Source organism: Rhodopseudomonas telluris (assembly GCF_042432815.1).
Lineage (GTDB): Bacteria > Pseudomonadota > Alphaproteobacteria > Rhizobiales > Xanthobacteraceae > Rhodopseudomonas > Rhodopseudomonas telluris.
In genome coordinates, this window is sequence record NZ_JBHLWM010000012.1 from 1 (window position 1) to 14,625 (window position 14,625).

At 65.1% G+C, this 14,625-nt stretch carries 12 protein-coding genes; 3 read left to right on the forward strand and 9 right to left on the reverse strand.

The genetic code is table 11. The features are described from left to right. Positions 1 to 426: 426 nt before the first annotated feature. The 4 genes from ACFFJ6_RS23860 to ACFFJ6_RS23875 all read right to left on the reverse strand — a co-directional run bounded on the left by ACFFJ6_RS23860 (position 427) and on the right by ACFFJ6_RS23875 (position 5,237). A complete protein-coding gene (locus ACFFJ6_RS23860; protein ID WP_378393160.1) occupies positions 427 to 1,188 on the reverse strand; it encodes an ABC transporter permease in 762 nt (253 codons plus the stop codon). Positions 1,189 to 1,190: 2 nt separating this feature from the next. Continuing rightward, entirely contained in the window at positions 1,191 to 2,111 is a 921-nt protein-coding gene (locus ACFFJ6_RS23865; RefSeq protein ID WP_378392630.1) for an ABC transporter ATP-binding protein, read from the reverse strand. Positions 2,112 to 2,397: 286 nt separating this feature from the next. Further along, positions 2,398 to 2,682 (reverse strand): type II toxin-antitoxin system HicB family antitoxin, encoded by a 285-nt coding sequence (locus tag ACFFJ6_RS23870; RefSeq protein ID WP_378392632.1) that lies wholly within the window; start codon positions 2,680 to 2,682, stop codon positions 2,398 to 2,400. Between the two features lie 8 nt (positions 2,683 to 2,690). Beyond that, positions 2,691 to 5,237, reverse strand: coding sequence for an ATP-dependent helicase (locus ACFFJ6_RS23875; RefSeq protein WP_378392634.1), 2,547 nt, complete (start codon positions 5,235 to 5,237; stop codon positions 2,691 to 2,693). A gap of 301 nt (positions 5,238 to 5,538) precedes the next feature. On the opposite strand from ACFFJ6_RS23875, the gene ACFFJ6_RS23880 reads away from it, so the two are divergent. After that, positions 5,539 to 5,712 carry a DUF1328 domain-containing protein gene (locus ACFFJ6_RS23880; protein WP_378392636.1) on the forward strand — a complete coding sequence of 58 codons (174 nt, stop codon included), beginning with the start codon at positions 5,539 to 5,541 and terminating at the stop codon, positions 5,710 to 5,712. A 10-nt stretch (positions 5,713 to 5,722) separates the two neighbouring features. On the opposite strand, the gene ACFFJ6_RS23885 is transcribed toward ACFFJ6_RS23880, so the two are convergent. Continuing rightward, positions 5,723 to 6,244, reverse strand: coding sequence for a thioesterase family protein (locus ACFFJ6_RS23885; RefSeq protein ID WP_378392638.1), 522 nt, complete (start codon positions 6,242 to 6,244; stop codon positions 5,723 to 5,725). 65 nt (positions 6,245 to 6,309) lie between these two features. Between ACFFJ6_RS23885 and ACFFJ6_RS23890 the strand changes: the two genes are divergently transcribed. Continuing rightward, positions 6,310 to 7,737 carry an FAD-binding oxidoreductase gene (locus ACFFJ6_RS23890; RefSeq protein ID WP_378392640.1) on the forward strand — a complete coding sequence of 476 codons (1,428 nt, stop codon included), beginning with the start codon at positions 6,310 to 6,312 and terminating at the stop codon, positions 7,735 to 7,737. Between the two features lie 159 nt (positions 7,738 to 7,896). Next, on the forward strand, positions 7,897 to 11,808 hold the full coding sequence (locus tag ACFFJ6_RS23895; RefSeq protein WP_378392642.1) for an AsmA family protein: 3,912 nt from the start codon (positions 7,897 to 7,899) through the stop codon (positions 11,806 to 11,808). 24 nt (positions 11,809 to 11,832) lie between these two features. Here ACFFJ6_RS23895 and ACFFJ6_RS23900 read toward each other — a convergent pair whose 3' ends face one another. From ACFFJ6_RS23900 to ACFFJ6_RS23915, 4 genes are all read right to left on the reverse strand, one after another. Continuing rightward, positions 11,833 to 12,111, reverse strand: a complete 279-nt coding sequence (locus tag ACFFJ6_RS23900) for a ribbon-helix-helix domain-containing protein (protein ID WP_378392644.1) — start codon at positions 12,109 to 12,111, stop codon at positions 11,833 to 11,835. After that, entirely contained in the window at positions 12,108 to 12,296 is a 189-nt protein-coding gene (locus ACFFJ6_RS23905; protein WP_378392646.1) for a DUF4169 family protein, read from the reverse strand. Before ACFFJ6_RS23905 ends, ACFFJ6_RS23900 begins: the two co-directional genes overlap by 4 nt. 261 nt (positions 12,297 to 12,557) lie before the next feature. Continuing rightward, the gene (gene fumC, locus ACFFJ6_RS23910; protein WP_378392648.1) at positions 12,558 to 14,006 is read right to left on the reverse strand and encodes a class II fumarate hydratase; all 1,449 of its coding nucleotides are present in this window, start codon (positions 14,004 to 14,006) and stop codon (positions 12,558 to 12,560) included. A gap of 90 nt (positions 14,007 to 14,096) precedes the next feature. Beyond that, positions 14,097 to 14,621 (reverse strand): SspB family protein, encoded by a 525-nt coding sequence (locus ACFFJ6_RS23915; protein ID WP_378392650.1) that lies wholly within the window; start codon positions 14,619 to 14,621, stop codon positions 14,097 to 14,099. Between the last annotated feature and the right edge of the window lie 4 nt (positions 14,622 to 14,625).

Here is a 14,625-nt window from a genome sequence, read left to right on the forward strand (position 1 = left end):
CAAATACGATGATCAAACACACCAATCGCAAAACGCCGCTTCCCAAACGGAAGCGGCGTTTTCGCGTTTGAAAGGACGCGATACCCGAGACGGGCCGCGGAGCAATTCGCACCCGATCGCTTTATGGTTGGCGAAGGCAATCCGGAGCTCTCGCAACGAGCGGAGCCGTGGTGTGAAGGCGCGAAGCGCCTCCGAGCGCCGTCCCCCTGAGGCTGCGTTACGCCATCGTTGATGATGCGCGGCTTCTCCGGGCTCAATCCAAGCTGACCGAAAACTCGCATGATCGAAGCGTGTCGCTTCTTCGCTCCACGTCATGCCGATCGTGAGGCGGGACCCCATCGTGACGTAGTCGGCAGAAACAAGTTACCCACGCGGAAACTGAACGGACGCGCGTTGCCCAGTGGCCGTTAATGCGGCGGAGAGCTGTCAGGCCTTCAGGCGATAGCCGGTCTTGAAGATCCACCACACCACGGCCATACAGGCGATCAGAAAGCCGCAGGTGGCGGCGACGCTGATGGTGATGTCGACGTCGGCAATCTCGTAGAAACTCCAGCGGAAGCCGGAGACGAGATATACGACTGGGTTGAACAGCGCGATCGTCTGCCAGATCGGCGGCAGCATCGAGATCGAATAGAAGCTACCGCCGAGGAACGTCAGCGGCGTAATGATCAACAGCGGGACCACCTGCAGCTTTTCGAAGCCGTCGGCCCAGATACCGATGATGAAGCCGAACAGGCTGAAGGCCACAGCCGTCAACACCAGAAAGCCCAGCATCCAGATGGGATGCGCGATGTGCAGCGGCACGAACAGGCCCGCGGTCGCGAGGATGATCAGTCCCAAAATGATCGACTTGGTTGCCGCGGCCCCGACATAGCCGAGCGCAATCTCCAGAAATGAAGCCGGCGCCGACAGGATCTCGTAGATCGTGCCGGTGAATTTCGGGAAGTAGATGCCGAACGAGGCGTTGGCGACGCTCTGCGTCAGCACGCTCAGCATGATCAGGCCGGGCACGATGAAGGTGCCGTAGCTGACGCCCTCGACCTGATTGATACGCGAGCCGATCGCTGCGCCGAACACGATAAAATACAGCGAGGTCGACAGCACTGGCGACACGATGCTTTGCATCAACGTCCGCCAGGTGCGCGCCATTTCGAACAGGTAGATCGCCTTGACGGCCCGGAAGTTCATGGTCATGCGTGCACCAGGCTGACGAAGATCTCTTCCAATGACGACTGGCTGGTGTCGAGATCGTGGAAGCGGATGCCGGCGGCGCGGACATCCGCGAGCAGGGCGGTGATGCCGGTGTGCTCGGCGCGCGTGTCGTAAGTGTAGATCAGCTTGCTGCCGTCGTCCGACAGAGCAAGATCATAGGCGGCGAGCTGCGGCGGGATCGCGCCGAGCGGGTCGTCGAGATAAAGCTTGAGCTGCTTCTTGCCGAGCTTCTGCATCAGGGCGGCCTTCTCCTCGACGAGGATCAGCTGGCCGTTGTTGATCACGCCGACGCGGTCGGCCATCTCCTCAGCTTCCTCGATGTAGTGCGTGGTCAGGATGATCGTGACACCAGTCGCCTTCAGCGCGCGCACCACTTCCCACATCCCCTTGCGCAGTTCGACGTCGACGCCCGCGGTCGGCTCGTCCAGGAACAGCACCTGCGGCTCGTGGCTCAGCGCCTTGGCGATCATCACCCGGCGTTTCATGCCGCCGGACAACGTGATGATCTTGCTGTCCTTGCGGTCCCAGAGCGACAGGTCGCGCAGCACCTTCTCGATATGCGCCGGGTTCTTCGGCTTGCCGAACAGACCGCGGGAGAAGCTGACCGTGTCCCATACCGATTCGAACGCGTCGGTGTGCAGCTCCTGCGGCACCAGACCGATCATCGATCGTGCGGCCCGGTAGCCGCTGACGATGTCGTGGCCGCCGACCGTGACGCTGCCGGTGGTCGGATTGACCAGACCGCAGATCGTGCCGATCAGCGTGGTCTTGCCGGCGCCGTTCGGCCCGAGCAGCGCGAAGATCTCGCCGCCCATGATGTCGAGATTGACGGCGTTGAGCGCCTTGCGGCCGGTGCCGTAGGTCTTGCTCAGATTCGTGACGGAAATGATCGGGGCCATGAGGGCTCGTCAGCGGTGGGCGCAGCAATTCACGGCTGCGGGCGCAGCCGCTCACGCGGGCGGGTTACATAAGGACGAGGGAGACGGGGCGCAACCGACAGGGGGAGGGCTCCGCGCGGGAAATGTTTCCGGCGTTTGGTGCGGTGACCTCCTTCGTTGCGCCGGCTGCTCAGGTCCGAACTCTCCCCGTCATTTTGAGGAGGCAAGGCCGACGAGGCAATCCGGCGTCACGTAAGAAGCTCTGGATTGCTTCGCTGCGCTCGCAATGACGGACGAGGTGACGTGATCACTCCGTCGCGTGGTCGTCGGGGGAATACGCGATCAGGGCCACAATCGCGTCCTTGCTGGCGGCGACGAAGGCCGGATCCTGGTTCAGTTCGTCGATCGTGCGCGGCGGATTGAAGATGATCGCGCCGTCCGGGTCCTCGGCCGCGAAAGCGAGAAGTTCCGCCGCTTCCTCCTCGGCTTCTTCGATCGTCTCGCCCGCGGTCACGACGCCGGGAATATCAGGAAACGACACGCTGTAGCTGCCGTCTGCGTGTTCGCGGATCAAGGCGACGTAGTGAGCCATCGCGCCCTCTAGACCCGATCCACGAAACTATCGACCACCTTCTTCTCGCCGGCCTTGTCGAACGCGATGGTGAGTTTGTTGCCGTCGATCTTGGTGACGTGTCCGTAGCCGAACTTCTGGTGGAAGACGCGGTCGTTCAAGGTGAAGTCGGAATCGGCGCCGGTCGATTTGGCGACCAGCTCGCCTTCGATGGTGAAGGGCGCGCGGCGGTTGCTGCCGGACGAGTAGGAAGCGCCGCTTTCGCCAAAGCCGCCGCTGCGGCCGCCGTTACTGCCGCCGCTGCTGCGGCTGCGCTGCGCCTGGGCGCGCTGCCAGCCGGGTGTCGAATAGCTCGATCCGAACGACTCGACATTGTCGAACCGTGACGGACCATAGCCGCTCATGCCGCCCCAGCCTGAGCCGCCTTTCGACTCGGTGATCTCGACATTGGCCGAGGGCAGCTCATCCAGGAAGCGCGAGGGGATGGTGGTGTTCCAGGTGCCGTGGATGCGGCGGTTGGTGGCGAAGTAGAGCTTGGCTCTCCGCCTCGCGCGCGTAATGCCGACATGGGCAAGGCGACGCTCTTCTTCCAGCCCGGCGCGGCCCTGTTCGTCGAGCGCGCGTTGGTGCGGGAACAGGCCTTCTTCCCAGCCGGGCAGGAACACGGTTTCGAATTCGAGGCCCTTGGCGGAATGCAGCGTCATCACGCTGACGGCGTCTTCGTCGGCGCCGCCCTCGCGATCCATCACCAGCGAAATGTGCTCCAAGAACCCCTGCAGGTTTTCGAACTCCTCCATCGAGCGAACGAGTTCTTTCAGGTTTTCCAGCCGGCCGGCGGCGTCGGCGGAGCGGTCCTTCTGCCACATCTCGGTGTAGCCGCTCTCATCGAGCACGATCTCGGCGAGTTCAGTGTGGGGCAGCGCGTCGCGCTGCACCTGCCAGCGTTCGAAGTTCTCGACGACGCCGCGTAGCGAGCTACGCGCTTTGGGCTTCAGCTCGTCGGTGTCGATCACCATCCGCGCCGCTTCGAACAGCGGCATCTTCCGCTTGCGCGCGTGGTCATGCAGCAGCTGCACGGTCGCATCGCCGAGGCCGCGCTTCGGCACGTTGACGATTCGCTCGAAGGCGAGGTCGTCGGCCGGCGAGTTGATGACGCGCAGATACGCCAACGCATCGCGGATTTCGGCGCGCTCGTAGAACCGCGGGCCGCCGATCACCCGATAGGGCAGGCCGAGGGTGACGAAGCGGTCTTCGAACTCGCGCATCTGGAACGAAGCGCGCACCAGGATGGCGATCTCGTTGAGCTTGTGGCCCTGGCGCTGCAGCTGCTCGATCTCTTCGCCGATCGCGCGTGCCTCTTCTTCCGAATCCCAGGCGCCCGTGACGGTGACCATCTCGCCGTCGACGTCCTCGGTGCGCAGCGTCTTGCCGAGCCGGCCCTCGTTGTGGGCGATCAGATGCGACGCGGCGGCGAGGATGTGTCCGGTCGAGCGATAATTGCGCTCCAGGCGAATGACCTTGGCGCCGGGGAAGTCGTGGTCGAAGCGCAGGATGTTGTCGACCTCGGCGCCGCGCCAGCCGTAGATCGACTGATCGTCGTCGCCGACGCAGCAGATGTTCTTGGGCGGAGCGGATGGGGCGACGGCGTTGCCACTCGGTCCGACGTCATCACCGGACCGACGCGAAGCGTCGAGACCCGGTGATCCATCTTCTTGTGAAGGGATAGATTGCCGGGTCGAGCCCGGCAATGACGACGGGGCAGACGGCGTCTGCGACAGCAGCCGCAGCCACAGATATTGCGCGACGTTCGTGTCCTGATACTCGTCGACCAGAATGAATTTGAAGCGGTTCTGGTACTGCCGCAGCACGTCGGGGTGTTCGCGGAACAGCCGGATATTTTCCAGCAGCAGGTCGCCGAAGTCGGCGGCGTTCAGTGTCTTCAGCCGCTCCTGGTATTGCGCATAAAGCTTGCCGCCGCGGCCGTTGCCGAAGCTGGCGGCCTCGCCGGCCGGGACCTGAGAGGGCGTGAGGCCGCGGTTCTTCCAGCCGTCGATCAGGCCAGCGAGCATCCGCGCCGGCCAGCGCTTGTCGTCGATATTGTCGGCGGCGAGCAGTTGCTTGAGCAGCCGGATCTGGTCGTCGGTGTCGAGCACCGTGAAGTTCGAGGTGAGCTGCACCAGCTCGGCGTGATAGCGCAGGATGCGGCCGCCGATCGAATGGAAGGTGCCGAGCCACGGCATGCCCTCGACCGCCTGGCCCAGCATCTGCCCGAGCCGCAGCTTCATCTCGCGCGCCGCCTTGTTGGTGAAGGTCACCGACAGGATTTCGGCGGGGCGTGCGCGGTCCGTGGAGAGAATGTGGGCGATCCGCGTCGTCAGCACGCGGGTCTTGCCAGTGCCGGCGCCGGCCAGCACCAGAACCGGCCCGTCGAGGGTCTCGACGGCGTCGCGCTGCTCCGGATTGAGGCCCGACAAATAGGCCGGTGCCGCCGCGGCGCGGGCGCGCGCGGCGATGCCGCCAGCGGCGGGCTGATAGCCGGTCAGGTCGAGGTTGGCGCGCTTGTTCGGTTCAGTCATGCGAATCGTCTTTGCCCCACGATGGCACCGCGGGTGCGGGAAGGGGAGCCTTCTTAGCAGGATATCCGGCCATATAGGCGCTGATCGCCGTGGGTGACAGGCTTCCGGCTGCATAGTCGCGCATCGGTAGCGGACTCGTTCCAGCCGCGACCAAAAAAGTCTCGTATTTCCGGTTGCCTAAGCGCCGGAACTTTCGTTCCAGCGCCGGATTGTTTGCTCAGTCGGTGCGGCTTCTCGCAGCCGGGCCAAATGTCAAGGGATATCCCCCGCGGGATTTTCCGAAGCGAAGGGAGAGCATGTCATGCTGGGTTGGGTCGTCACTTTCCTCATCGTCGCGCTGGTCGCTGGTCTGCTCGGGTTCGGCGGCATTGCCGGCGCCTCGATCGAAATCGCCAAGATCATCTTCTTCATTGCGATCGTGCTGTTCCTGATCTCGGCTGTGGTCGGCCTGGTGCGGGGCCGCAGCCGGGTCTAACCGCCGGCAACTAACCGCGCTTCGAGGGCATCGCGACGCTGCGTCCGATGCCCTCGGGTTTTGGCAGAGCACGATGCGCGGCAGCCACCCGGTCGACCCTCGCCTGGATATCGGGCGGAAACGGCGCCACCTTGCGAACGCTCATGTCGACGTGCATTCCCATGTTTTCCGAGGTGGCCGACAGCCAGCCTTCGTCGGCGTGGCGCAATTCCTCGAAGGTGTGGATGCGTTTCTCGTCGGCGGCGATCAAGTACACGTGCACCCGAACCGGGTCACCGAGATGCACTTCCCGTAGATAGCGAACATGGCATTCGGCCGTGAAGGTCGAGCCGCCACGGGTTTTGAGATAATCGGGACCGATCCCCAGTTCGATCCACATCTGATCAATCGCTCGGTCGAACAGCACGTTGTAGTAGGCCATGTTGAGATGGCCGTTGTAGTCGATCCAGCCCGGCTCGATCTGCATCACCGACGTAATGAACGGCGCCGCAATGCTGACGGTTTCGACGTTGCGATCTACTTCCAAAGTCAATCCTGCCTCCCTTGACCCCTCCGGTATCCTTTGCCACGGTCGATCCGAGCCGGAGGATTTTTATCGTGGGCCTGACCATCACCAACATTCCGCAGCATGCAGAACCGCAGGCGGTCGCCAGCGCCATTGAAGCGCTCGCAGCCCGGTTCGGCAACCGCCTCGTTACCTCGCTGGCCGTGCGTGAGCAGCATGGCCACACCACGACATGGTTGCCGAACCAGCCGCCGGATGCCGTGGTAATGGCTCAGGAGACCGCCGATATTCAGGACGTCGTCCGGATCTGCGCGCAGCACCGCGTCCCGGTGATCGCGTTCGGCACCGGTACCTCGCTGGAAGGCCACGTCAACGCTCCGGCTGGCGGCATCTGTATCGACCTGCGCGACATGAACAAGATCCTGGCTGTACATGCCGAGGATCTCGACTGCGTGATCCAGCCCGGCGTCACCCGCAAGGCGCTCAACGAATATTTGCGCGACCAAGGCCTGTTCTTCCCGATCGATCCCGGCGCCGACGCCTCGCTCGGCGGCATGGCGGCGACCCGCGCCTCCGGCACCAACGCGGTCCGCTACGGCACGATGCGCGACAACATTCTGGCGCTGAAGGTGGTGCGCGGCGACGGCGAAATCATCACCACCGGCACCCGGGCCAAGAAGTCCTCAGCCGGTTATGACCTGACGCACCTGTTCATCGGCTCGGAGGGCACGCTCGGCATCATCTCCGAACTGACCATCAAACTGCGCGGCATTCCCGAGGTGATCGCGGCGGCATCGTGCTCGTTCCCGACGGTCACCGACGCCTGCCAGGCGGTGATCCTGGCGATCCAGACCGGCATCCCGCTGGCGCGGATCGAGTTGCTCAGCGAGGCGCAGGTCAAGGCGGTCAACGCCTATTCCAAGCTGACGCTGCCGGAGACGCCGCTACTGCTGCTGGAATTCCACGGCAGCGAGGTCGAAGTCGGCGAACAGTCGAAGAATTTTGGCGCGATCGCCAAGGATTGCGGCGGCGGCGAGTTCACCTGGACGACGCGCCCCGAGGATCGCAACAAGCTGTGGCAGGCCCGGCACGATGCCTATTGGTCGGTGCGGGCGCTACGGCCCGGCGACGGGGTGGGTGTGGTGGCGACCGACGTCTGTGTGCCGATCTCGCGGCTGGCGGACTGCGTCGCCGAGACCGAGCAGGACATGCAGCGACTTGGGTTGCTGGCGCCCATCGTCGGCCATGTCGGCGACGGCAACTTCCATTGCTCACTGCTGTGCGACGTCAACGACGCCGACGAACTGGCGCGGGCCGACGAATTCATGCACCGGCTGGTCGAGCGCGCACAGGCGATGGATGGCACCTGCACCGGCGAGCACGGCGTCGGCCAAGGCAAGCAGAAGTATCTGAAAGGCGAACTTGGCTTGGAAGCACTGCAGGCGATGCGTGCGGTCAAACAGGCGCTTGATCCGCAGAACATCTTCAATCCCGGCAAGATCCTGCCGCAAGGGATTTGAAGCATTGTTGTTTTCGTGATCGCGCCGGCTCGCGGATAAATTGCTGTGAGTTCGCCATAGTTGGTTGTTACGCGTTGAAAACACGGGAGTATTGATCGCTGTCTTGATCATTGCCTTCATCGTTGGCCTGGGCGGCTGGTCGCCCGAGGGGACACCGCGTTGCAGACCACCTTGCTCGGCCTGGCCCTTGCGCTGATCCTGGCGCTGCTTGCCGCCTTGGTGGGCCCGTTTGTGATCGACTGGAACCAGTTCCGCGATCAGTTCGAAGCCGAGGCTACGCGTCTGGCCGGAGCGCCGGTCCGGGTGGCCGGTCCGCTTGATGCCCGATTGCTGCCGACGCCGACGTTGCGGCTGCGCGACGTCACGGTCGGCGGTGCCAATGACGCCGGCCGAATCCGCGCCGCCAAGCTGGACGTCGAATTCAGCCTTGGTTCGCTGATGCGGGGGGAGTGGCGCGCCGACGAGCTGTCGGTCAACGGGCTCTCGCTCGATCTCGGTCTCGACAGCAACGGCCGGCTCGACTGGCCGGCCTCCGGTTTGTCCAACCTCGCGGCGCTCACGATCGACCGTCTCAATGTGACGGGCCGGATCGCGCTGCACGATGCCGCCAGCCGCTCCACCATCGAATTGAGCGATATCGCTTTCGCCGGTGACCTGCGCGCGCAAGCCAGCGCGCTTCGCGGCGACGGCAATTTTACCCTCAAGGGCGACCGTTATCCTTTTCGTCTGTCCGCGGGCCGGGCGACGGACGGCGGCGGCACGCGCCTGAGGCTGAGCGTCGAGCGGGCCGGCACGGGGCTGTCAACCGATCTCGACGGGCTCTTGAGCTTCGAGGCCCGCTCGCCGCGGTTCGACGGCACAGCGACGCTCTCGGCGACCGCCGCGACCGATCCGCCGCGCGCTCCATGGCGCATCTCGGCCAAGGTCAAGGCCGCGCCGGCGCTCGTTGTCCTCGATCAGCTCGAGGCCTCATGGGGGGCGGAGGAGCGCGCCGTGAAACTCGCCGGCTCGGGCGACCTTCGGCTCGGAGCCGCGCCGCTGCTCTCGGCCAAGCTGACGGGCCGCCAGCTTGACGGCGACCGGCTGCTGGCCTCCGATACGAGCGAGGCTTGGCTGCCGCGGCTCCGCGCGCTGGCCGGCGATCTGCCGCGCCCGCCGCTGTCGATGAAAATCATGTTCGACGCCGAGCAGATCATGCTCGGCGGCCGGCCGGTGACCGATGTTACGGCGGAGCTGCGCACGGAAGGCGAGGCGTGGAGGGTCGAGCGTCTCGATCTGCGGGCTCCGGGCGGTTCTCGGCTGGCGTTGAGCGGTGATGCCGCTGCCGGCGGTGCCGATCAGTTCAAGGGCACGCTGCTACTCGACTCAGCGGATCCGGATCTGCTGAGCGCCTGGTTGCAGGGCCGTGCTCCGACGGCCGGCAGTGCGCAAAAGCCGCTGCACGTGCAGGGGAACGTCGTCGCCTCCGCCGGCGGCGTCGCGGTCGATCCGCTGACGATCGAGGCCGATGGTGGCACGCTGCGGGGCCGCGTTATCTATCGTGGCGCGACCGCGGAGCAGGGTGGACGGATCGAGGCTGCGCTGGCCGGTGACAGGGTCGATCTCGACAGCGCATCGGGACTGGTGAACTCGCTCGCGGGTCCGCGCGACGGCTGGCCGGCGCAGGCCGATATCGCGCTCGATGTCCGAGAAGCGCGATCGCGATCGGGCGGTCAGACTTGGCGACCGCTGATTGCCAAGTTCGGTTATGGGCCGGGCACGTTGACGCTGGAACAGCTTCGCGCCGGAAGCACCAGCGGCGTGACCCTGGAAGGTGACGGTGCGCTCGACCGTGGTCGGGCCACCGGTCGGCTGAACCTGAAGGCCAGTGCGCCGTCGCTCGGTCCGATCGCCGAGGTCATCGAGCCGTTTGCACCGGCGGCTGCGGCGCGGCTGAAGGCGCTTGGCTCTGCGCCAGGCGCTGCGCGGGCATCGCTCGCACTCACGCTCGAGACAGACAAGGCGAAAGCCGGGCAGGTGAATGCCGGCGGCGTGGTCGAAATCGAATCGCCGCAGATCAACGGCCGCGTCACGCTCAAGGCGTCGCCCAAGGCGGCCGACGTCGGTGAACTCGACGCCGCTGCGCTTGGCAAGATCGATGTCAGTCTCGACGGCAAGCTCAGCGCCGCGCGCGGCGGCGATCTGCTCGGGCTGGTGGGTCTTACGCGCACCTTTGCGGCTGGCGAGGGCGGCGGAACCCTGGACGCGACTGCGACGGGCACCTGGCAGGGAGCGCTGAAGCTGAAGGCGCGACTCGCCGCAGCCGAGTTCGATGTGGAGGCTGATGGCCGGGTCGAGCCTTGGGCCGCCGAGCCGAAGGCGACCCTGTCGTTGAATGCGCGCCGTTTGGATCTGGCGCCGCTGCTCGAGTTGAGCGGCCCGGAGGCCAGCGCGGCGCGGATCAACGCGACTTCGCGGCTCACGATCGCCGGCCGGCAGTGGAGCTTCAGCGAGATCGATGCCGGCGTGGGTGGTTCGCGCTTGCGTGGCCGCATGGCGCTGACGCTCGGAGACGACGTCAGCGTCGATGGCGAGGTGGGGCTGGATGCGCTGGCGGTCGGGCCGGCGCTGCAGGTCGGGCTCGGCGTGACCGGCCATGATCCGGCAGAGCCGCTCGGCCCGGGTCTGCTGCGCGGCTGGCGCGGCAAGCTTACGTTTCAGGCGCTGCGGGCGACACTGCCGGGCGGTGCCGAATTGCAGCCGCTGGGCGGCGTGTTGCGCCATGACGGACGCACGCTTACGCTCGACGCCAAGGGGAAGCTCGGGGGCGGCGATGCGAAGGTGCTGCTTCATGCGCGGCCGGGCGATGCCGGCGTTACGCTCGACGCCAATCTCGCGGTCAGCGGCGCCAGCGCCGCTGCCTTGCGATACGATGATCAAGTCGTGCCGGCAGCAAAAGCGTCGCTGCAGCTGACGCTCGACAGCATCGGCCGTAGCGCCTCGGCGCTGAGCGGCGCTCTGGCGGGGGGCGGCACGCTGACGCTGGAGCGGGCACAGATTCCGGGGCTCGATCCGAAGGCGTTCGAAGTGGCGCTCAGGGCGGGCGAGTCGGCCAAGCCGGTTGACGACAACAGTTTGACCAAAATGGTCGAGCCGGTGCTGGCGGCGGGCACGTTTGCAGTCGATGGCGTCCAGATGCCGATCAGTCTGGCTGACGGCCGGTTGCGGGTTGCGCCGACGACGCTGCAGACCAAGACCGCACGCGCGGTGATCTCTGGCGGCTACGACATCCCCGCCGGGCAGGCCGATATCCGCGCCACGCTGGCCATGATCGGAGCGGGGCCGGGCTTGCCGCCGGAAATCAGGATTTTTGCGGCGGGGCCGCCGGATCGGCTGACTCGCACCGTCGATCTTGCGGCGCTGTCGTCATGGCTGACCGTGAAACGAATCGAGCGCGAGACCAAGAAGTTGCAGAGCCTCGAGCAGGAGGCCAAGCCCCCAGTTCTGTCGGTCGGGCGGCCCGGGGAGTCGGGAGCAGGATCATCGCCTGCGCCGCAATCGGCCGGCAGCGACGCGACGGCGGCGAAGCCGGAGAATGGCCCGCTTGCCCCGGCGGCGGCTGGGCAGCAACAGGTCGAAAAAGCCAAAACCGAACAGAACAGCGCCAGCGCGCCAAGCGACCGCGCGCAGGAGGACGGCGGCCGTGACAGTGGGCGGCAAGGAGCAACTCCTCCGGCGCCGGTCCCGCTACCGGATGCCGACCCTCGCCACACGCAGCCTCAGCCGAAGCCACGCGTTGCGCCGCAAAAGCCTGCCCAAGCTTCTCCGTCTCCTCAAGCGCCGAGCCCGGCCGTCAGAGGAGCGGCGTCCAACGGAGCAGCATCCAACGGGACGACACCGAGCGGGACGGCGACGAACGGGGCAGTGCCGAAGGGGCCATCGTCGAACGACGGCTTGATCAGCACCCGCGAAAAGGTCGCGCCGCTGCCACCGCCGGTGGAGATCAAGCCTGCGCCGGGAGATGCACGACCGGCCCGGTCGCGTCCACCGCTCGACCTGACGCCCCCGAATAGTTCGCGAGGCGCCTTTTGATCAGCGCACCAATCGCCGGAGCGATCAGTGCGCCACGATGCTGCTATCTGCCTTGGCTTCGACCGCGGGCTGCGGAGTTTGCTGCAGAGCGCGACTGCGGAAGTAATCCAGCACGAACAGGCGGATCGCCGAGGACAGGTTGCCCTGCTGACGGTTGCCGTCGATCTCACCAACGAGCTCGGACAAAGTCATGTCCCGCACGCTGGAGATTTCCTTCATGCCGTTCCAAAACGCCTCTTCGAGGCTGACACTGGTCTTGTGGCCCGCAACCACGATCGACCGTTTGACCACCGGCGATTTCATGACGCGTCCTCGCCACCGATTTTGTGTTGATCGAGCAGTTCATTGGCGCGGCTGACCCGATGATCGTCCAGAGCGCGCTGCGATTTGGTTCTGCCAAATCGTGCACGGTTGACGTCGGCGAGCTGAGCGGCTGCTTCCCGCCCAGCTCGTTTCTTGAAACGTTTAAAATTGACCACATCCGCCATAACGTGCACCCATTATCGACTAAATCGGCAACGGGCGTCGCTTACGGGCCGGGCATAAATGCACGAAGCCATAGGCGGCTCGATCACCATCAAGAACACAGTCCTTACCGCTGCAGATGTTGCTAAATCTGCTCCGCCGAGACGGATTGAACAACCAAACCGCAACACCGCAGGAACAAGTTGATCAATCCGGGCGAGTAAGGGATATGATTTACATCAATTTCCCAGATGGCATTTTTTGTGGCGCTGTACCAGTTCGGGTCAGCCCGGATGCGTCATCTTGTCGGGGCGAACGAGGCGGTCGAACTCCGCGTCGGTGACCAAACCGAGCCTGAGCGCCTCTTCCTTCAACGTCGTGCCGCGCTGGTGCGCCGCCTTGGCGATCTTGGCTGCATTGTCGTAGCCGATCTTGGGCGCCAGCGCGGTCACCAGCATCAGCGAGCGTTGCATCAGTTCGGTGATACGCGTCTCGTCGGCCCGGATTCCGTCGACGCAGTTTGCGGTGAACGATCGCGCGGCGTCGGCGAGTAGTCCGATCGACTGCAGCATCGCATGTGCCATCACCGGCTTGTACACGTTCAGCTCGAAATGTCCCTGGCTGCCCGCGACGGTGAGTGTGGTGTGATTACCAAACACCTGGCAGCATACCATCGTCAGTGCTTCGCACTGAGTCGGGTTGACCTTGCCCGGCATAATCGACGAGCCAGGTTCGTTTTCCGGCAGGATCAGTTCGCCGAGGCCGGAGCGGGGGCCGGAGCCGAGCAGGCGGATATCGTTGGCGATCTTGAACAGCGCGGTCGCGGCTGCGTTGATCGCGCCGTGCACGGAGACGTAGGCATCGTTGCCGGCCAGCGCCTCGAACTTGTTCGGCGCGGTGACGAAGGGCAGCTTGGTGAGCGCCGCCGCGCGCTTGGCGAACGCCTTTGCGAACTTCGGATGGGTGTTGAGGCCGGTGCCGACCGCGGTGCCGCCCTGAGCCAGCGGGTACAGCTCCTTCACCGCGAGCTTGAGGCGCGCCAGACTGCTGGCGACCTGCGCCGCATAGCCTGAAAATTCCTGGCCGAGCGTCAGCGGGGTGGCGTCCTGGGTATGCGTGCGGCCGATCTTGACGATCGAGGCGAACGCTTTCTCCTTCTTGCGCAGCGCGTCATGCAGCGTCTCCAGTCCAGGAAGCAGATCCGAGACGATCGCCTGGGCCGCCGCGATATGCATCGCGGTCGGGAACGAGTCGTTCGACGACTGGCTCATGTTGACGTGATCGTTGGGATGCACCGGCTTCTTGGTGCCGCGCTCGCCGCCGAGCAGTTCGTTGGCGCGATTGGCGATCACCTCATTGAGGTTCATGTTGGTCTGGGTGCCCGATCCGGTCTGCCACACCACCAGCGGGAAGTGATCGTCGAGTTCGCCGCCGATCACTTCACGTGCTGCGCGAACAATCGCGCCGGCGCGGCGCTGATCGAGCAGTCCGAGTTCGCGATTGGTCTCGGCCGCGGCGAGCTTGACGATACCGAGGGCACGAACCAGGCCGATCGGCATCCGATCGTGGCCGATCTTGAAGTTCTGGCGTGAGCGCTCGGTCTGCGCGCCCCAGTAGCGGTCAGCGGCGACCTCGATCGGACCAAAGCTGTCGGTTTCGGTGCGGGTTGCGGCCGTCTGGTTGGTGGTCGCTTTACGGGCCGTAGATTTGCGCGCCGCCGTTTTAAGCGCCATGGCGATCGTCCTCTCTGTGACGTTGGGAGTCGTGCAGAAGTGCCGCGGGACGTTGCCGTCCGCGGCGCGATTGCGCAATTCACGCCAGGGTTATTTCTTCCGGAATCGATCCAGTCGGACGACTTCAGCGCCTTCCGACTTCGCCGGCGCTTCGGCGACCGTCTCGGCCGCCGCCGGTTCAGCCGCTGCGGGCAGGGCAGGGACCGGCGTCGCGGCCGCATTGTCCGTTTCGGCGTCGTCGGCGCCTTCGGCCGAACCGTCACCGGCCTCGAACTGCAAGCCGAACTGCACCGACGGATCGAAGAAGCTCTTGATCGCCGAGAACGGCACCACGAGCCGTTCGGGAATGCCTCCGAACGAAAGTCCGACCTCAAAGCGATCCTCGGTGACCACCAGATCCCAGAACTGATGCTGCAGGATCACGGTCATTTCTTCCGGATATTGCGCCAGCAGCCGCGACGACAGCTTCACGCCGTCCGCCTTGGAGAGGAAGGTGATGAAAAAATGATGTTCGCCCGGCAGGCCGTGCTGGGCCACGTCTGTCAGGACGGTCCGCAACACGCCACGCAATGCCTCTCGCGCGAGGACGTCGTATCGGATGTGATCGGTGGCCATGACT